Source organism: Mangrovimonas sp. sgz306409 (genome assembly GCF_059735265.1).
On record NZ_JCAPEU010000007.1, the window covers coordinates 17,802 to 38,036 of the forward strand.

Sequence of the window (20,235 nt, forward strand, 5' to 3'; positions counted from 1 at the left end):
ACAATCTAAAATACTATTGTTATGAGTTTAGCAAATGTAATGAATCCACCAAAAGTATCTAGTGTACCAAATGTGATGACTGCAGAAGAAGCTGTAAAATTGGTAAAATCTGGAGATACCGTACTCATTCAAGGTGCTTCGGCAACCCCTCAAACCTTGGTAAGAGCTTTGGTTGCAAGGGGACCTGAGTTAAGAGACGTAGAAATTGTACACCTACATACCGAAGGGGAATGTGGTTATGTCGATCCGAAATTGAGAGATAATTTTCATACAAGCGCCTTCTTTATTGGTGGCAACATCCGCAGAAGCATTGGCGATACCGCAGATTATATTCCTATTTTTTTAAGTGATATCCCTAGTCTTTTTAGAGAGGGCTATATGGAATTGAATGTGGTTTTAGTGAACGTATCCCCACCAGACAAACACGGCTTCTGTTCTTTGGGAGTTTCTGTAGACATTATTGTGTCTGCCATAGAAACAGGCAAAACTGTCATTGCCCAAATCAACTCCAGAATGCCACGTACGTTTGGTGATGGTATTGTACACATTAGCAACTTTACAGCCTGTGTAGAAGTAGACGAACCTATCTACGAAATGCAATTGGCCCCACCTACGAAAGAAGAAGCTACCATCGGAAAAAACATTGCAGAAATTATCGAAGATGGCGCTACCTTACAAATGGGAATAGGAGGCATTCCTAACGCTGTACTCTCCTATTTGACCAACCATAAAAACCTTGGGATCCACACCGAAATGTTCTCCGATGGTATTGTAAGCTTGGTTGAAAAAGGGGTGATCAATGGGTCCAACAAAAAAATCAATCCTCATAAAATAGTGTCCGGTTTTGCCATGGGAACCCAGCGTCTTTATGACTTTATGGATGACAATGCCGAAATTGAAATGCGCGATATCGCCTATGTTAACGATACGGCAGTCATTCGTCAAAACCCAAAAGTGACTGCAATCAACTCGGCGATTGAAATAGATATTACAGGCCAAGTATGTGCCGATTCCATAGGAACCAGAATGTTCTCAGGTGTAGGAGGCCAAATGGACTTTATGCGTGGAGCTGCCCTATCAAAAGGAGGTAAACCTATCATTGCCATGACCTCGACCACTTTGAAAGGCGTGTCTAAAATTGCGCCTATTTTAAAACCAGGTGCCGGAGTTGTGACAACCAGAGCCCATGCTAGATATGTAGTTACCGAATTTGGGGTTGCCGAATTATTTGGTAAAACCTTGAAAAAACGTGCCGAAGCACTCAGAAACATTGCGCACCCAGACCATAGAGAAGAATTGGACAAAGCCATTTTTGAACGATTCGGAAGATAAGTGCCTAGCAAAGTTCAACATAAAAACAAACGTATGAACACTCAAAATAACACACTCTTTTCCAACTTTGCGCCCGTTACCAAAGAGGAATGGTTGGAAAAGGTGAACATCGACTTAAAAGGAGGCAATTTTGACAAACAGTTGGTTTGGCGAAATTTAAACGATATTACACTCCCTCCTCTTTACACGCCTGAAGATGCCATTACTCCCCTGACGAATACAGGGGAAAATGCCGCTTCATTTGTAAACTACAGACATATCAACGTTAACTCTGCATCAGAAGCCAACACTCAAGCTTTAAAGGCCATTACGGAAGGCATTACAGGATTGATTTTTGATGTGAAAACTGAAGTTTCCGTAGTCCAACTGCTAAAAGATATTGACCTTAATTCCATTAGTGTATCCTTCCAACTGGAAGATGGACTCTTGCAATTTGCAGCCAATTTCTTTTCCTATGCCAACAATCATTTAATCGCTCCAGAAAACCTAAAAGGGTTTATAGATCTGAATCTGATTACCGAATATGTTACCACAGGAAACCTTTCCCAATCCAAATTGGAAAGCCTCAATCGTTTGGTGGAGCTAAGCAATGCTTATCCTAATTATAAAACGCTGAGCATTTCAGGTACCGCATTTTTGGATTCCGGAAGCAATCAAGTACAAGAAGTAGCTTTTACTTTAAATGCATTGGTTTATCTTATCGAAAGCTGCTTGGAAAATGAAGGCAATCTTGAAGCTTTGTTCAACAATCTTCATGTGCAACTAGGAATAAGTTCGGAGTATTTTGTTGAAATCGGGAAATTTAGAGCTTTCAATAGCCTTTTGGCAGCCATTGCCAAAACTTATGGCCTGACTGAATACAGCCATAGTTTAACAGCTAAAACTTCCGTTTGGAGCAAATCGGTCACAGATCCCTACACCAACCTGTTACGTGCCACCACAGAAGCCATGTCGGCGCTATTGGGCAATGTAGATGGCGTTGTTATCAATCCGTTTGACAAGGAGTTTAAGGAAACCTCAGCGTTTTCAAATAGAATTGCCGGCAATATCTCTACGATTTTAAGAGAGGAATCTTACTTCGGAAAAGTGGCCAATCCTGTGGACGGTTCCTATTACATAGAAGATGTCAGCTCCAAAATAGCCGATAAATCACTGGCTTTATTTAAAGAAGTAGAAGCTAAAGGTGGTTTCTACGAAGCTTTTGAAAGCGAATATATCCAACAGCAAATCGCTGAAATCCGTCAAAGAAAACTTACCCTTTTAAGTCAGCGTCGTTTGGCCATGGTGGGGGTTAACAAATACCCTAACCTAATGGAGCGTATTCCTTCCAATATCTTATCCGAAGGAAGTTCCCAATCCAGCAAATTGTTGACACCTCGTCGCGCTACGTTGGAAATTGAAGCACTTAGAAGAACTACTGAAGAACTTGTAGAGACCACTAAAAAACGTCCTATCGTAGAGCTTAGCAGTTTCGGAAATCTCACCATGAGAAAAGCAAGAGCTGCTTTTTCATATGACTTTTTAGGAGTTTCAGGTTTTGAGGTTTGGCAGGAGAAAAGCTATACTTCAGCTCAAGAAGCCGCCGAAAGCAGTGCTGCTTCCAACTCAGATGTCGTGGTAATTTGTAGCTCCGACCAGGATTACGAAACGGATGCTCTAGACTTTGTAAGAGCCTTTAGATCCCTTAACAAAGATAAAATTCTGTTACTGGCCGGAAATCCCGTAGCACTAATAGATTCCCTAAAAGAGGCAGGATTGGATGATTGCATCCATATCAAATCGGATGTTATTCAAACTATTTCGGGGATACAACATAAACTAAATGGCCTAGTTGCACACTAACCTGTGAAAGACCATTGACTCACAAAAACAATGACTTATGAAACGAGATTTTTCAACTCTAAGTTTAGACCATAACACACAGGCACCCAAAGCTACAGGCAAAAAAGCTGTTTGGAATACCCCTGAAGGCATCCCTGTGAAAACTCATTTTACTAAAAACGACATAGACCAAGCCGAACATTTAAATTTTGTGGCTGGTTTACCTCCTTTTACCAGAGGGCCTTATAGTGCCATGTATGCCTTACGTCCATGGACTATTCGCCAATATGCGGGTTTCTCCACGGCGGAAGAATCCAATGCCTTTTACAGAAGAAATTTAGCTGCTGGGCAAAAAGGACTATCGGTAGCCTTTGATTTGGCTACACACAGAGGCTACGATTCCGATCACCCAAGGGTAACCGGTGATGTTGGAAAGGCAGGTGTTGCCATCGATTCCATTTTGGATATGGAAATTTTATTCGACCAGATTCCTTTGGATAAAATGTCGGTTTCCATGACCATGAACGGTGCCGTACTGCCCATTATGGCCTTTTATATTGCAGCTGCCAAAAAACAAGGCGTGGCTTTGGATCAACTGAGCGGTACCATTCAAAATGACATCCTCAAAGAGTTTATGGTACGTAACACCTACATTTATCCGCCGTTACCTTCCATGAAGATTATCGGGGATATTTTTGAATACACTACCCAACACATGCCAAAGTTCAATTCCATTTCCATTAGTGGGTATCACATGCAGGAAGCAGGTGCCACGGCAGATATTGAATTGGCCTACACCTTGGCCGACGGTTTAGAATACATTAGAACAGGATTGGCCGCAGGCCTAAAAATCGATGAATTTGCACCACGACTTTCCTTCTTTTGGGCTGTAGGAATGAACCATTTTATGGAAATTGCCAAAATGCGTGCGGCACGTATGCTTTGGGCAAAAATCATTAAACAGTTCAACCCAAAAAATCCGAAGTCCATGGCATTGCGTACCCATAGCCAAACTTCCGGATGGAGCTTGAGTGAACAGGATCCGTTCAACAATGTAGCCAGAACTTGTATTGAAGCCATGGCTGCTGGTTTGGGAGGCACACAATCCTTACACACCAATGCTTTGGATGAGGCGATTGCCCTTCCAACCGATTTTTCGGCAAGGATTGCACGAAACACCCAAATTTACATTCAAGAGGAAACCCAAATCACCAAAGCGGTAGATCCATGGGCAGGTTCTTATTATGTAGAATACCTAACCCAAGAGATCGCTAAAAAAGCGTGGAAACTAATAGAAGAAGTTGAAGAATTGGGCGGTATGGCTAAAGCTATTGAAACTGGCGTACCTAAAATGCGAATTGAAGAAGCCGCTGCTAGAAAACAAGCCAGATTGGATTCTGGTCAGGATATCTTAGTAGGTGTAAACAAATACCAAACCGACGAGAAATCGGATATTGAAATCTTGGAAGTGGATAATTCCGCAGTGAGAACGTCTCAAATCGAACGTTTGAACAGCCTTAAAGCTAACAGAGACCAAGCTGTAGTGGACACTAAACTAAAAGCACTTTCACATTGTGCCGAAACAGGCAAGGGCAATCTGCTTGAATTAGCCGTGGATGCCGCCGAAAACTTTGCCACTTTGGGAGAAATCTCCGATGCTTTGGAAGCTCACTTTGGACGCCACAAAGCAGACACCAGGCTTATCAGTGGGGTCTACAGAAAAGAGGTGAAAGATGATTATACCTTTGAGGAAGCCCAACAATTGGCAGATAAGTTTGCTGAAATTGAAGGACGCAGACCAAGAGTCATGATTGCCAAAATGGGACAAGATGGCCATGATAGAGGCGCTAAGGTAGTCGCTTCCAGTTTTGCCGATCTTGGCTTTGATGTGGATATGGGACCTTTGTTCCAAACCCCAGAGGAAGTAGCCAAACAAGCCATAGAAAACGATGTGCACTTTGTGGGAGCCTCTAGTTTGGCCGCTGGACATAAAACCCTCATCCCACAGTTGATAAATGAATTGGAACGCTTAGGAAGACCTGATATTTTGGTCTTTGCCGGAGGTGTGATCCCTGAACAAGATTACCAATACTTATTAGACCGTAAAGTAGCTGCTGTATTTGGTCCTGGAACCGTGATTGCGAAGTCTGCCATCACAATTATGGACAAATATTTAGCACTCGATTAATAGCCCATTTTATTGTTAGATTTGTTCTTTAGAAGGCTCCAAGGTTTTACATCTTGGAGCTTTTTATTTATGCCTACTAAAGATTTATGAAGTAATATGCTCTTTGCTCTAGAAAAGTAACCCCAGGATTTGGGTACAGATAATCAGTAGCACCATGGCAATTGGATATACCGTAGCATAGGCCACCGAAGGGGCATCTGTAGAAGTCATACTATCCACAGCAGCTAAGCCAGGTGTACTAGTCATAGAACCGGTAAGGGTTCCCAATAACGTAAGTGTGTTTATTTTGAAGAAGAGTTTAGCTATTACAGCCGCCAAAAACATAGGCAAAAAGGTAATAACGCCACCAATAAGAAACAGTTTAATACCGTATTGCGAATAAGTGTCCACGAGGGTTGCTCCTGCCTTGGTCCCTACCACGGCCAAGAATAACATCAGTCCAAATTGACGCAACAACTGGTTGGAGTTACCACTCATAACCCATAAAATCGGGCCAGTTTTCCCCAATCGGCCGAGAATCATGGCGACAATCAATACCCCTCCAGTTAAGCCCAAATTAAAGCTAAAACTATCTCCGAAGGAAATGGAAACTTCGCCTACCAAAATCCCAATCACAATCCCTAAGGCCAAAGGGAAGAAATTGGTGTCGGACAGTTTACTTTTGTTATCTCCAATCAATTCAGAAATTTGGGGTACACTTTCCTTTTCACTTGAAATCATCAATTTGTCCCCTATTTGCAATCTAAGTGTTGAATTTGGAGATAAATCGATACCACTTCTTCTAATACGTGTGATGGTTGCGTTAAAATTATCTCTCAGATTGAGCTCTCCCAAGGATTTGTTTACCAATTCGGTCTTGGTCATTAAATAAGACTGTACCACGTATTCCCTTCCCAATTCAATTTCAACATTGGCCGGTGGACCAATAAGCAGTTCTACACGTCTTAGAGCCTCCTCGCTCCCCACTACTCTAATGTAATCCCCTTTGTGCAACACCGTATCTTTTTGTGGAATAAATGCATGCCCATCGTGCTGTACCCTAGAAATCACCCCTTTGGTCATGGAACGTACTCGTAACTCAGCAATGGTTTTCCCAATCGCGCCTTCATTCTCTACCATAAAAGTACTTCTTAGAATGGCTTCATAGTGGCCATGTACTTTTTCTTCATAATCCTCCTCTTCCTTTTTCAAACTTATTTTAAACACCTTAGGATACAGTTTTACAAATAAAATCACCCCTATCACTCCAAAGGGATAAGCTATACCATAACCTATGGAGGCCAATGGCGACTTTGTGACGTCTATAGCTGTTGCCAACCCAGGCGTACTGGTTAGAGCCCCAGACATCAGCCCAATGGCAATGGGTTTTTCTATATGCAACAAAACCATGGCAAGGTAGGTAATCAATGCTGCGGAAATGATCACCAAAGCCGACAGTATCACAAGGTTTTTACCCTGTTCCTTAAAGGAATCGAAAAAACCCGGCCCCGCCTGTAGCCCAATGGTATAAATAAACAATATCAAACCAATTTTCTGCAGAATATCCGGCAAGGATACACCAAAATGCCCAAACAATAGGGCCACAAAAATTATTGCTGAAATATCTAAAGAGATCCCCTTTATTTTAATGTTTCCGATGACAAATCCTAAACAGATGATTAAAAAAAAGGCGAGATACGAAGTGTGCAAAAAATCCATTGGTGTTAGTTAAATTCCACAATAAAAGTAAGGTATTTCAAAAAAGGCAATTTCCCAATCCTATCTACTTTGACACGAATGGGCAAGTAAATTTACTGAAAGTCTACATCCCAATAAAGCGTTTCGTTAATTTAAAATTCCGCTTTTTCAAACAATTTAGTTCGTCTCGAAACTCAACACCTCCTTAAACTTGGCAATCATATCTTCAGCGGCCTTTACAGGAGAAATTTGAGAGGCCATGATTTGGGCTTCCAATTTTGGCAATTGTTTTGCAATGGTTTCAGAACCATAGAACAGTTGTTTTAGCTCTTCATTAATGGTATCGTACATCCACTGTATTCTTTGCTGATTTCTATTTTCAACAAAATAGCCATTGCCAACAACCAGTTCCTTATAACTCAAGATATTTTCCCAAATGGTTGCAATGCCCGTATTGTGCAAAGCGGAAGCCTTCGTAACTGTTGGAGTCCACCCCGATTCTGAAGGCGGAAACAAGTGCAATGCATTTTGATATTGCAACCTTGCCCTATCGCTCTGTTTGACATTATCCCCATCGGCTTTGTTGATGACTACCATATCGGCCATTTCCATGATCCCTTTTTTAATCCCCTGCAATTCATCACCGGCACCGGCCAACATGAGCAACAAAAAGAAATCGGTCATACCATGAACAGCCGTTTCGGATTGGCCTACCCCTACCGTTTCAATTAAAATAATATCGTAACCAGCAGCTTCACAAAGCAACATACTTTCGGCTGTTTTATTGGCCACCCCTCCAAGGGTTTCCCCTGAGGCTGAAGGGCGGATGTATGCGGCTTCCATCCCACTAAGCTCTTCCATACGGGTTTTATCCCCAAGAATACTCCCTTTGGAACGTTGGCTACTAGGATCGATAGACAGAATAGCCACCTTATGACCTTGAGCGATGAGGTATTTCCCAAACGCTTCAATAAAGGTACTTTTCCCCACTCCGGGAACGCCTGTTACCCCAATACGCATGGAGTTACCGGAAGCAGGCAAAATACTTTGAATGATTTCCTTAGCCAGTACTTTATCACTTTCCAGATTACTTTCAATAACCGTAATGGCGCGCGATAACACCATACGGTCTCCTTTTAGCACCCCATCAATGTAGGCTTGGGCAGACAGTCTATTTTTTGGTTTGTAGTGTTTCATAGTAATAATGTTACTACAAAAATAAGAAGTGAAGTTTATTTATAATATGACATCCATCCATAATTAAGCACATTGTGCTATTAATTCGGTTTGAATTTTATAACAGTATGACCTTAACTATCCCTTAGAATGAACTTAGGACGCCCTTTAAAATTTTTAAGAACATTCTATCCCTAAATGCTGAATAAAATGAGCTTAGCTTACAGTACTTCAAATGGTAAAAAAAAACAAAATCAAAAACATAACCAATTGAAATACTATTATTTAGTATCTTTCTGTAAACTTATACCAGGACCATCCACTTTATAAATGCCACAACCACAAACACACATAGAAAAGCCCGAACGCACTATGAGCATCACTGAGCTTTTTAGAGAGATTTGGGCCTTTGTAAAACCGTATCGCATCTTGGTATTGGCTACTTTGGTCCTTACGCTGATTGGATCGGTGATGGCACAGGTAAATGCCTATATTTTGCGCTATACCGTAGATGAGGTTACCGTTTTGGTGGAGCAGCATGAACCTTTAAAAAAGGGTATGCATTTGTTATTTGTAATCAGTGCCATTTTATTGGGTAAAGAATTGATTTATGCCGCTGTGCAGTACGGACAGAAATTTTTTGGTGAAAAACTCCGTATTTACATTTCTCGTGATTTCTCCCAAACAGTGGTGGAACGCATCCTTTCCTATCGTATGGCCTTTTACACTTCCTCCGAAAATGAAAGCGGAAAACTACAGGCCAGAATAGATTTGGGGATTAGCAGTCTTACCCGCTTGGTTAGAAATTTCTTTATCGATATCCTTCCATTATTTGCCAATGCCTTAATTGCCTTGATTGCCATGTTTACGGCCAATTTTTGGATTGGTATGGTGAGTTTGGCCATCATTCCCATTTACTATTGGGTAAGCGTTATTCAGGCCCATAAACTGAGTGGTTTTAGACGCCGTATGCGGCATTATCGGGAGACCAAAAGCAATGTGACTATCAGTATTATAGACTCTATTTCGGTGATAAAATCCTTTACAAGGGAAGATTTGGAGGCAGACAAGCATGAAAAGATCCAATACGAGATTACCGAAAACCAAATGAGAACCCATCAAATTGGGTTTCTGTTCGACAGTTTAAAAACCTTTTTGGAACAATTTGGCGTGGTGCTTATCATTATTCTAACGGCCTACTTTGTGCTTAACGGTACTATGAGCATTGGGATGATTATGTTTCATATCATGTTGTTCAACAATGTCTCCGCACCCATACGTAGACTGCATATGATTTATGACGAAGTGAACGATGCCTTAATCTATTCCGAAGCCTTTTTTAATATTCTGGATGCTGATGAAGAACAGGAAACCACTGGCAACTATATACCCGAAAGCATTGTGGGCAACATCCAACTAAGTCATGTAGATTTTGAATATCCCAATGGCACCAAGGCCCTACACGATGTATCCATGGACATTCCGGCCAATAAAATAACCGCTTTGGTAGGATTGAGCGGTGCTGGAAAAAGTACGGTGGTGAACCTTTTGGACAAGTTTTACCAACCTACCCAAGGTAACATTACTTTGGATGGGGTTGATTTACAGGAGTACAACACCGATTGGCTACGGAAACACATAGGTTTAGTACTTCAGAAAAACCATATTTTTAATGGTTCCATAAGTGAAAACATTCTTTATGGCGATAATGAAGCCACACAGGAAGACGTGGAATTGGCGGCAAAAAAAGCTTATATCCATAACGACATTATGGCTTTGCCCAATGGGTATGCCTCCAAAGCCAAGTTACTATCTGGAGGGCAGCAACAACGTATTTCCATAGCAAGATTGTTTTTAAAAAATCCGCCGATTATCTTTTTAGACGAACCAACGGCCAGTTTGGACGCGGTGGCTACAGAGCAAATCAAAAAGAGTTTGGATGCCATTAAACAAGGGCGTACGGTGATTATTATTTCCCATAGCATTTCACAGATTATCGATGCCGAAAACGTGATTGTTTTAGACCATGGTCGGGTTATTGAACAAGGCACACACGATGAGCTTTACAAAAACCAATCTACCTATTACGAGATTTTTCAGGCTGCTGCCAACAGCTTAAATCTGGAAAAAATTTCGGATACTTTGAATGAGTAGACTCCATAATTTTGAGGATTATCTTCTCTTTTCCTGATCTAAAAGATTATCCAAACTACAATTGTGAAAACACCACTTTTCCGTCTTTTATTACGTACACTGTTTCCTTAAGAGCTTCGATATTCTCCAAAGGATTACCATCAACAATAAGGATGTCAGCCTGCTTACCTGTTTCAAGACTCCCAATTTTCTCAACGAGCCCTAAGGCTTCGGCTGAACTAATTGTTGCTGCTTTAATAACTTCTACTTCCGAAAACCCTCCACCAACTAAATGTTCTATTTCAGTATATGTCATAGCTCCTGGTCCCAAATTAGGGCTAACTTTAGTAAGAGGGTAAAACCAATCAGTACCTACAAGCATTTTCGCCCCCATGGCATTCATCTGTCTAAAACGGGATATAGCCTCCTCTCTTTTTCTTACACCTTCTGTTTTAAACGCCTCTTCACTAGGTGAACTAAAGAAGATATAACCAGTAATAGTTGTTGTATACGGAACATGATGCCGAGCTAAAAGCGTTCCTATTTCTCCAGCAGTGTCTGCTGAAATTGGCATCTTTGGAGGATGTACCAAACCATCAAGTCCATTATTTATTGCCCTTTCTACAAATGACACCTCTGCAATATGAGCCTCCGCATGAATACGCTCCTTATGAGCTTGTTGAATGACAGCTTCTTCTATGTCATTAGAAAGAGAGACCGGATAAATAAGGCTATCGGAAACAAACTTTATGAAATCAACCCCCTCTTCAGCCAATTGCTTTACCACTGATTTGGCCTCTTCTGGACTACTTAGCTCACGGGTTACTAATTTTCGGCATAATGGATTGTCTTTACAGACTGTAGTGGCTGGATGTCCTTCCTTATATGTTAGTACTGGTCCACTGCTAATAATACGTGGCCCCTCCAATTTTCCTTGATTAATTTGATCTCTTACCTCACCAATATAAGGCCAAGAATCCCCAGTCGATCTAACCGTGGTAATGCCATGCCTAAGGAATTCTTTCAAAACATGTGGTAGGCTGTCCGAAATGAACACATTAAAAGAATCTATATCTTTAACCATTGGTATTGGCAAATGCACATGCGCATCTATTAAACCCGGCATTATTGTTTTTCCTGAAGCATCTATACGATTTGCTGACGAGGATATAATTGGTTGCTTAGCACAGAAAGAATCCGATCACCAGACACAACTACCGTACCTTTCTCTAGCACTGTACCGTTTCCAATAATTACACGAGCATTTTCTAAAATAAGTGTTGGCTCCTGCGCCGCAACACTAAGTGACAAACAAAAATTAATAACAAAATAAAAACGAATAAAGTGAAGTGAACTCATGACTACTAGATGTTTATAAAATTACACAATACATTACGGCTGTTTCTAAATAAGTAGCTCAGCCGCAAAAAAAACACTAATAATCAGCTCTTTATAAAATTACCCATTCTTAGTAAATTAAGCAAATACATGTTAAAATGAATACCATTACTTAACATTACATCTTTCAAACGACAGTGAAAAGCTTAAATCTGTAAAAAATTTCGGATACTTTGAATGAGTAGCCCAATCCCTTCTTGTAATTTCCCTTTATAAGTCTTTCACTTTTACCCAACTAAAACTTTCCACTTACAAAGTCACTTTTTTATGCTTTTTAGACTGAATAAAATCCTATTTTTGCAGTCATTTATAATAAGTCTAAATAAATACAATGATGAAACATCTACTTTTTTGTATGTTTTTTTTGAGTGTTTTCGGCCTTTATGCCCAAAACGCTTCCATTTACGGAACCATTTCCGATGAAAACAACCAACCTGTCCCTTATGCTACCATAAGCTTAAAGGGAACCTCTAAAGGCACCATGGCCAATGACCAAGGAAGCTACCGTTTGGAGCAGCTTGAAGCAGGCCAATATACGCTTGTATTTTCAGCAGTAGGCTACATTAAGGCAACTCAGCAAATTGACTTAAAAGCCAACGAAAGCTTAGAGATCAACTTCACCTTACAAACCGATTTAGAAGCTTTAAACGAAGTGGTGATTACTTCCAACCGAGTTCGCGAAACTTTGGATGAAGTACCCTCTTCTGTTTCTGTGCTTTCTTCCAAAGAAATTGAAAGCTACCAACAAACCAGTACCAATATTGCTGACGTATTGTTGGAGATTCCAGGAATTTCCTTAAGCACCAACCAAACCAGTAATACAGGGCAAACCTTGAGAGGTAGAAAAATGTTGATTTTGATTGACGGAATCCCACAGTCTACTCCATTGCGTAACGGAAGTAGAGATATCAATACCATAGACCCAAATACCATTGAACGTATTGAGGTAATTAAAGGGGCTACTGCCATTTATGGAAACGGTGCCGATGGTGGTATTGTCAACTATATTACAAAGAAAACAGATGCGGCCAAGCCTTTTGAAAGCACTACCATGATTGGAAGCACTGGAGCCTTAAAAACCATTGAAAAAACTGTAGGCGCGAACATTTCCCAAACTTTCTCTGGAAATTTGGATAAGTTGGGCTATGTAGTCAACGGAACCTTCAGACAAACAGGTGTCTTCCGCGATGCGGACGGGGAAGTTATTTCTCCGTATTACGGAATTGGAGAAACCGATCAATACAGTTTGTTTGGAAAATTGAACTATCAAATTGCAGACAACCACAAGGTGGAATTAATGTACAACTACTTCAGCAGCAACCAAAATTCTGACTATGTTGCGCAGGTTGGAGAATATGGGGTAACCCCTTCTATTGGAGTATTGGGAGAAGATTTGGCTGTAGACCAAGGAAACCGTTACAACCACAATGCACAGTTGACCTATGATTTCACAAACATCTTTAAGAACACCGATTTCAAACTGAACTTGTACGCTCAGGATTTTAGAACTGTTTACGGATATACTACAAGTTTCTACGATCCTAATTTAGGATTTGATGGCGGGCAATCGTCTATCATCTCTACCAAAATGGGAGCGCGTTTCAATTTCAATACTACTTACCAATTTGGTGAGGTATCTGGAAACGTTTTATACGGATTGGACTTGTTGAACGATGTAACTGCCCAAGAATTGATAGACGGCAGACCATGGGTACCAGAAACCGACATGACCAACCTTGCGCCTTATGCACAGTTGAAAACACTTTACAAGGATTTTGTGTTTAAAGCAGGTATCCGTTTTGAGAACATTGGCATCCACATTCCAGATTACGTAACCTTAACCCGCTATGCAGCTGGAGCAACGACGCCTAGTAGTGGTGGTGTTGCTGTTGATGGTGGCGATTTGGACTATAATGCCACGACTTTTAACGTAGGATTACGTTACAACAAGTTGGCTGCATTCAAACCGTTTGTGAGCTTCTCCCAAAGTTTCTCTATTGCCGATTTAGGACGTACGTTGCGTTCGGCTACAGAAAGTACCGTAAGCCAAATCAATTCAGATGCGGTGATTGCCAACAACTACGAAATTGGTTTCAATAGCCGTATAGGACAAACCAATTTTAGTGGCGCGTATTTTATCAGTACTTCAAAATTTGGAGCCACTTATACTGAATTACCAAGCGGTATTTTCGAAATTGACCGTCAGCCAGAACGTGTGTACGGATTTGAAGTCGCTGCCGACACCAAGTTATCCCAACATTTCAACTTAGGAGGATCCTTCTCCTATACCGAAGGTAAATTGGATGTAGAAAACAACGACAACTACGACACTTACATGAACAGTGACCGTATTCCTCCGGTGAAAGGTGTGCTATATCTAGGTTATAACTTGAGCAATGCCTTTAATGCCAGAATCTCTTACATCTACTCTGGAAGCAGAGATCATTTCCAGGCTAACGAGAATGGTGATTATTCATACGGACAAGGTCCTATCTCTAGTTTCAACCTAGTCAACCTAAGCACTAGCTACCAGATGTCGCCATCTACAACTATTGGTTTAGGAATTGAAAACCTTCTTAATGAAGATTACTATAACTTGTTGTCACAATTTGCAGCACGTAATAATGATTATATAAAAGCCAACGGAGCCCGTTTTAATGTATCACTTACCGTGAAACTTTAAACCACTCCCTATCTCATTAAAACATCCTGTAATATATTTGCAGGATGTTTTTTTGTTATGAGCCATTTTATCCCAATGTTTGCACTTTAATTGAAACGTGAATAACAGACGCCTTTTAAAATATCATTCGTATCTAGGGTTGATCTCTGGACTTTTTCTATTGGTAATAGGACTTACCGGTGCAATTTTGGCCTTTAATGAAGACATAGATGATATTACTTTTAGAGCCTATAGAGCTGAGGTTAGCTCTGAAAGCACACTAAACTTGGATCTGGCCATTCATACCGTGCAAAGCCAATTTCCAGAATGGGAAACCAGAATTGTGCATTTTCGACCTGGGGAATCCATTCTATTTAATTTGCGATTGCCCGATGCCAGACGTTTTGTGTTTGTACATCCCGAAAGCGGAACCATTATTGCCAACATTGATGCCAATACAACCGTTGCCAAATGGATTTTGAAATTGCACTATTCCTTTCATGCCGGAGTATATGGCCGAATTTTGGTATTTATTATCGGGGTTCTCTTTTTCTTGTCCTTAATCACGGGGCTTATCTTATACCGTAAGGTCTTGGTTAAAACCTTGCTGTTTAAAGTGAAGATAAAACGCTCCCACAGTCGTAATTTCTATTCAGCTTTACACCGATATGTAGGCGTTTGGGCTTTGTTGTTCAATTTAGTATTGGTGATTACAGGAACCGTTTTGGCTTTTAAAGTATCTAGATCGGCGTTACAGACGCCCAAACTTCCAGAACCACCGCAAGTGACTATTTCTATTGAAGAGAGTTTAAAAACCATCACGGATAACTACCCTGATTTCACTCCTTCGTATTTGCGTTTACCTAAAACAAAAGAAGCGCCAATCACTGTAAATGGTACTTTTGATTCCGATCCTTTTTATTACAGCAAATATTTCAACAAGATCCTTATAGACAGTAATACCGGAGAAATTTCTTCAGTTAGCAAAGTATCGGAAGCCTCTCTCCTCACCCGTTTGGACAGTATGGTATCTCCTTTACACTTCGGGCAATATGGAGGACTTTTCATTAAACTTCTTTACTGTTTTATAGGTATTTCAGGGCCTTTTCTATCCGTCACCGGATTTATCATTTGGAAGCAGAAGCGCAAAAAATCGAAAAAATGAGCCACGTAAACGGATTCAGTATTTTAACCGCAACGTATTAAACTCTGGAGAAAATTTCGAATACTTTGAATGAGTTGAATCGCACTTAAAAACCGCTTTACAAACACCAATTTGCCAAGCGTTAATGATTACACAAAGTACGGCCTGAATCAAAATATTACCCCTATTTTTGCGCCTTGTTCAGAGGACTTAGATGCATAAAATTAATTTCTAGTCTTAAGGACACTTATTATTAAACTAAATACAAAATAAAAATGAAGAAAATTTGTCTGTTAATCCTTGTTTTCTGGATTTCATTACCAGTTTCCCTATTTGCCAATGAAGGCATGTGGTTTTTGATGCATATCGAACGCCTCAACCATCGCGATATGCAAAAAATGGGACTTCAATTGACTCCAGAGGAAATCTACAGTATTAATAACCAAAGCTTAAAGGATGCCATTGTTCAGTTCAATGGTGGATGTACGGCCAGTATTATTTCCGAAAACGGGCTTTTACTTACCAATCACCACTGTGGCTATGATGCTATTGCCGAGCTTTCTTCTGCAGAGCAAAACCACCTTAAAAATGGGTTTTGGGCCAAGTCTTTAAATGAAGAATTAAAACCAGAACAATTATATGTAAGATTCTTTGTGAGAATGGACGATGTGTCTGAACGCATTTTGTCTAAAGTAAATGCTTCAATGACTGAAATAGAGCGCGAAGCCATCATCAATCAAGAGATTGCAAAAATTGAACAGGAAAATAGCGAGAACGGTAAATATAAAGTTTCTGTACGTTCCTTCTTTCAAGGAAACGAGTATTACTATTTTGTATATGAAGATTATACCGACGTAAGATTGGTTGGAACGCCACCTAAGAGCTTAGGAAAATATGGTGGTGACACCGATAACTGGGAATGGCCACGCCACACAGCAGACTTCTCACTTTTCAGAGTCTATGGAGATGCCAATGGACAGCCTGCAGAATATGCAACCAACAATGTTCCCTTAAAGGCCAAACATCATTTACCAGTGAATATTGATGGTGTGGAAGAAAATGATTTCGCCATGATTTTGGGCTATCCAGGAAGAACCAACCGTTGGATGCCAGCCGAAGGGATCGAGCAAAACGTTAATTACGCTTACCCTGCTTGGGTGGAAGGCTCTAAATTAAGCATGGATGTTATGAAAAAGTATATGGACCAAGACGAGTCCATCAACTTAATGTACGCCTCCAAATATGCCGTTATTGCGAATTATTGGAAAAACCGTCAAGGCATGATTGACGCCCTAACGGCTCATAAAACTGCCGAAACCAAGCGTAAAACCGAAAGCAAGTTCAACAAATGGGCCAACAAATCTGCCAATAAAGACACCTATGGAAATGTTGTTTCCAATATCAATAACTATTACAGTTTAACGAATGACAAGGCGAAACACGACAACTACCTAAGAGTTATTTTACGCTCCAGCACATTTTCTAATTTACCATATCAAATAGGTCAAATTTTTGAAACCTACATCTCGTCAAATGAGGCCAAACGTGCAGAATTGTCTCCAAAAATCAAAGCCTATATTGAAGCTTTGTACAAAGACCACTATTTGCCACTTGAAAAGGAAATATTGGCTGAGCAACTCAAATTGTATGCTTCAAAATCCAATTACCAATTGCCAGAAGTTATTGCCAATGTAAAGGCCGAGGACAACCTAGACACCTATGTCAATGCTTGTTTCCAATTAAGTATGTTTACAACAAAAGAAGGCGCATTGGCCTTCTTGGATTACCCTAATGCCGAATTATTGGCCAATGACCCACTCTATATCCTTTCTGAAGCCCTATTGACCAAGTATAGAGAGCAACCAGAGCATCTTGTAAAACCTTTAAACGACTATCAAGCATCCTTCAGATTGCTAGTTGACGGTTTGCGCAAATCTGGTTTGAGCAAAATTAGCTATCCAGATGCCAACTCTACCCTTCGTTTGACCTATGGAAAAGTAAGAGCTTTGCCAAAGGATTCAAGAAACGATGCCAGCATCAACAATTACACGACCCTAGAAGGTATGGTAAACAAATACAAGCCTAATGATGAAGAGTTTGATTTGCCTGCAAAAATGCTTGAGATGTTCGAAAAGAAAAATTACGGGCGATACGCCAACAGTCAGGGGCAACTTCCTATAAATTTCTTAACAGACAATGATATTACTGGTGGTAATTCTGGATCGCCAGTACTGAATGGCAAGGGAGAGTTAATTGGTTTGGCTTTTGATGGCAACATTGAAGCAATGGCCGGTGATGTTATTTTTGATAAGGATTTGCAACGTACCATCAATGTAGATGTTAGGTACCTGCTTTGGTTAATAGAGACTTACTCCAATGCGTCAAACATCATCGATGAGTTAACAATCATAGCTACCGACAACCAAAGCTAGATTACTTCGTTGAAATAGGAAACATTTATATAAAAAACCGAGAGCATGTGCTCTCGGTTTTTTTTGATATACACATCTTTCATTTTCATAGGTCTCCATTACTTTAACATTTATTAAGAATCACCATAGCCTTTCGTTGGCTTTCTTTTGTTAGTTTTGACACATGGAAAACAAAAGCAACATCAAATCTATTGGTCATATCCTCCCTGTTTTGGGGCTTATGCTTTTGCTGTTGCTCTCTCCCTGTAAGGTTCGCAATTATATTCAAAGCGAGTTTGGCATAGCCACCACAGAAGCTTCCAATAAGAGTAAATCTACTCTTGGTAAAAGTACTTGCAGTGACTTTGAGATTGCCAAAACGATACTGTCGTCTTCAAAAGAAAAGACTGCTAAGGATAGATTGGCTAACGCTGGAATGGTATCTTTTTCCCCAAAGCTTTGGGCTTCGGAAACCGACAATAAAGTCTTCGTTTCTTCAGAAACCAAAGCCCCTTTGGGAACTTCAGTTCCGCTGTATATTCTATACCGCAACTTTAAAAACTACCTCTAAGTTCTCTTCGTTTTTAATTTAGGTTACCAAGGAAATTCTTTGGTACGATGTCTCTTTATACCCGGTACTCTCAGGATATATTGAACATAACAGGAATCCCAACTATGGGTACTCCCCTTTTTAATACAATCAAAACTTAGAAAGTCATGAAACATAAACTTTTTTATATTGCCTTTATATGTCTCTTGTCAATAGGCAGCAACAGCTTATTTGCACAAGATTTCTACCCCGAAAAGAATAATTATTTAATCCTTTCCAAAAATATCCAACAACTCAATCCCGTACTGATAACAGCCAATGATCTTGAAAAAGAAGATGGCAAAGCATATGGTGATTTCTATGTCATCCTTTGTGGAAAAACAGTAAGCGACATTCCAAACAACACTGAATTTGAAAAGCTTTTGAAGGACGCCAAATCCCAGAATGTCAAAGTTTTTATTTGTGGTATTTCCATGAAAAAATTCAATGTAGACAAGAAACAGTTACCCAAAAACATCACAGTGGTTGAAAACGGTATTCTATACGGATTTCAACTTAGCAAACAAGGATTTAATACGCTCACCATTTAAGGCCCACAACATGCAAAACACCCAAATAAAAAATGACGCGGGACTTTTGTCCCTAGCACTGAGATTAGTCGTAGGTTGGACTTATTTTTCGGCCTTTTGGAGGCGCACCATTTTAGCAGACAAACTAGACCCTGAAGTAGCCGGTTATATCGGTGAGAAATTCAATCACTTTTTACCCCATGCCCTAGGCATCAAACCCATTATTCAATATTTGCTTGAGAACCCTGATGTGCTTTGGCTAAACATGGTCATTTTCACCATCATTGAAGGCATTGTAGGCTTGTTTATTTTACTGGGACTGTTCACCCGACTCATGAGTATTGGAGTCTTTGGTTTGGCTATGGGCATTCTTTTGGGATCTGGTTGGATAGGCACTACCTGCTTGGATGAATGGCAAATTGGTGTACTGGGCATTGCCGCTGGTTTTCTTCTATTCCTTACCGGAAGCGGTCAATATTCGTTGGACAACTATTTTAGGAAACATAACTTCTCTCTCACCAAAAAATCATGGTTTACTTGGTTGGGATCTGGAGCTTTACCTATTAAAGACCGTCTATTTCCAAAATTTGTATTGATAGGTTCTCTGTGCATTTTAGGGATTACCTTAATGACCAATCAAGTATTCCATGGGGGCTTATGGGGACCTTTGCACAATAAATCCGTAAAACCCAAATTAGAAATTAGCAATGGTTCACTGGATAAGGAAATCTTGTCTTTTGAAGTTTTTAGAACCGAAGGGGTTGATGTGTATGGATCATGGCTCATAGGTATAGACTTGTTAGATGCAGAAAACAATGCCGTTGTAGAGTACTCGCAGGAAGCCTTGGCTTTATTGCCAGAAACCTCTATTGACAATTATTATATTGCCAAAATAAAGCCTGGTAAACATAGTTTGGTTATCCCATTGGGAGCCAAAGCTAAATTGCAGCTAGCCAATACAGACTTAGCAAATTTACCAAAAGGTCACTATACCCTAAAACTAACCGATATCAGCGGTGCTTTTTGGACCTATGATCTACGAAAACCTTAATCCTAAATTCAGAACGGTTTGGCAGATTGGCTAAACCGTTTTGATTTTTGATCCCAATTATCCACTTACAAATGGCTATACAACAAACCAAAAATCTTAGATTTGTTGTGCAAAACAATCCCA

Annotated in this window: 14 protein-coding genes; 10 read left to right on the forward strand and 4 right to left on the reverse strand. The window is 40.2% G+C overall.

All coding sequences use genetic code 11. From position 1 onward, the window contains the following. Positions 1-21: 21 nt before the first annotated feature. Genes AC6I5C_RS12345 through scpA form a run of 3 tightly spaced genes read left to right on the forward strand, consistent with a single transcriptional unit; the run spans position 22 to position 5,341 of the window. Complete coding sequence (locus AC6I5C_RS12345) at positions 22-1,332, forward strand: acetyl-CoA hydrolase/transferase family protein (RefSeq protein WP_240472230.1); 1,311 nt, start codon at positions 22-24, stop codon at positions 1,330-1,332. A 33-nt stretch (positions 1,333-1,365) separates the two neighbouring features. Further along, the gene (locus tag AC6I5C_RS12350; protein WP_497905412.1) at positions 1,366-3,174 is read left to right on the forward strand and encodes a methylmalonyl-CoA mutase family protein; all 1,809 of its coding nucleotides are present in this window, start codon (positions 1,366-1,368) and stop codon (positions 3,172-3,174) included. A 37-nt stretch (positions 3,175-3,211) separates the two neighbouring features. Next, positions 3,212-5,341 (forward strand): methylmalonyl-CoA mutase, encoded by a 2,130-nt coding sequence (gene scpA / locus AC6I5C_RS12355; protein WP_497905413.1) that lies wholly within the window; start codon positions 3,212-3,214, stop codon positions 5,339-5,341. A gap of 108 nt (positions 5,342-5,449) precedes the next feature. Here the strand turns inward: scpA and AC6I5C_RS12360 are convergent, their stop codons facing one another. Both AC6I5C_RS12360 and meaB read right to left on the reverse strand, forming a co-directional pair. Further along, on the reverse strand, positions 5,450-7,039 hold the full coding sequence (locus AC6I5C_RS12360) for an aspartate:alanine exchanger family transporter (RefSeq protein WP_076664512.1): 1,590 nt from the start codon (positions 7,037-7,039) through the stop codon (positions 5,450-5,452). A gap of 156 nt (positions 7,040-7,195) precedes the next feature. Then, positions 7,196-8,215, reverse strand: coding sequence for a methylmalonyl Co-A mutase-associated GTPase MeaB (meaB, locus tag AC6I5C_RS12365; protein ID WP_497905414.1), 1,020 nt, complete (start codon positions 8,213-8,215; stop codon positions 7,196-7,198). 351 nt (positions 8,216-8,566) lie between these two features. Here meaB and AC6I5C_RS12370 point away from each other — a divergent pair, with 351 nt between their 5' ends. Then, a complete protein-coding gene (locus AC6I5C_RS12370) occupies positions 8,567-10,348 on the forward strand; it encodes an ABC transporter ATP-binding protein (protein ID WP_497905595.1) in 1,782 nt (593 codons plus the stop codon). 55 nt (positions 10,349-10,403) lie between these two features. Here AC6I5C_RS12370 and AC6I5C_RS12375 read toward each other — a convergent pair whose 3' ends face one another. Then, positions 10,404-11,453, reverse strand: a complete 1,050-nt coding sequence (locus AC6I5C_RS12375) for an amidohydrolase family protein (protein ID WP_497905415.1) — start codon at positions 11,451-11,453, stop codon at positions 10,404-10,406. A 20-nt stretch (positions 11,454-11,473) separates the two neighbouring features. Then, positions 11,474-11,686, reverse strand: coding sequence for a hypothetical protein (locus AC6I5C_RS12380; RefSeq protein WP_497905416.1), 213 nt, complete (start codon positions 11,684-11,686; stop codon positions 11,474-11,476). A 370-nt stretch (positions 11,687-12,056) separates the two neighbouring features. Here AC6I5C_RS12380 and AC6I5C_RS12385 point away from each other — a divergent pair, with 370 nt between their 5' ends. From AC6I5C_RS12385 to AC6I5C_RS12410, 6 genes are all read left to right on the forward strand, one after another. Beyond that, complete coding sequence (locus AC6I5C_RS12385; RefSeq protein ID WP_497905417.1) at positions 12,057-14,408, forward strand: TonB-dependent receptor; 2,352 nt, start codon at positions 12,057-12,059, stop codon at positions 14,406-14,408. A 97-nt stretch (positions 14,409-14,505) separates the two neighbouring features. Continuing rightward, positions 14,506-15,552, forward strand: a complete 1,047-nt coding sequence (locus AC6I5C_RS12390) for a PepSY-associated TM helix domain-containing protein (RefSeq protein ID WP_497905418.1) — start codon at positions 14,506-14,508, stop codon at positions 15,550-15,552. Positions 15,553-15,806: 254 nt separating this feature from the next. Continuing rightward, positions 15,807-17,963 carry a S46 family peptidase gene (locus tag AC6I5C_RS12395; protein ID WP_497905419.1) on the forward strand — a complete coding sequence of 719 codons (2,157 nt, stop codon included), beginning with the start codon at positions 15,807-15,809 and terminating at the stop codon, positions 17,961-17,963. Positions 17,964-18,126: 163 nt separating this feature from the next. Next, on the forward strand, positions 18,127-18,513 hold the full coding sequence (locus AC6I5C_RS12400) for a hypothetical protein (protein WP_497905420.1): 387 nt from the start codon (positions 18,127-18,129) through the stop codon (positions 18,511-18,513). A 146-nt stretch (positions 18,514-18,659) separates the two neighbouring features. Beyond that, positions 18,660-19,082, forward strand: coding sequence for a DsrE family protein (locus AC6I5C_RS12405; protein WP_497905421.1), 423 nt, complete (start codon positions 18,660-18,662; stop codon positions 19,080-19,082). 10 nt (positions 19,083-19,092) lie between these two features. Beyond that, entirely contained in the window at positions 19,093-20,112 is a 1,020-nt protein-coding gene (locus tag AC6I5C_RS12410; protein WP_497905596.1) for a TQO small subunit DoxD, read from the forward strand. Positions 20,113-20,235 lie beyond the last annotated feature (123 nt).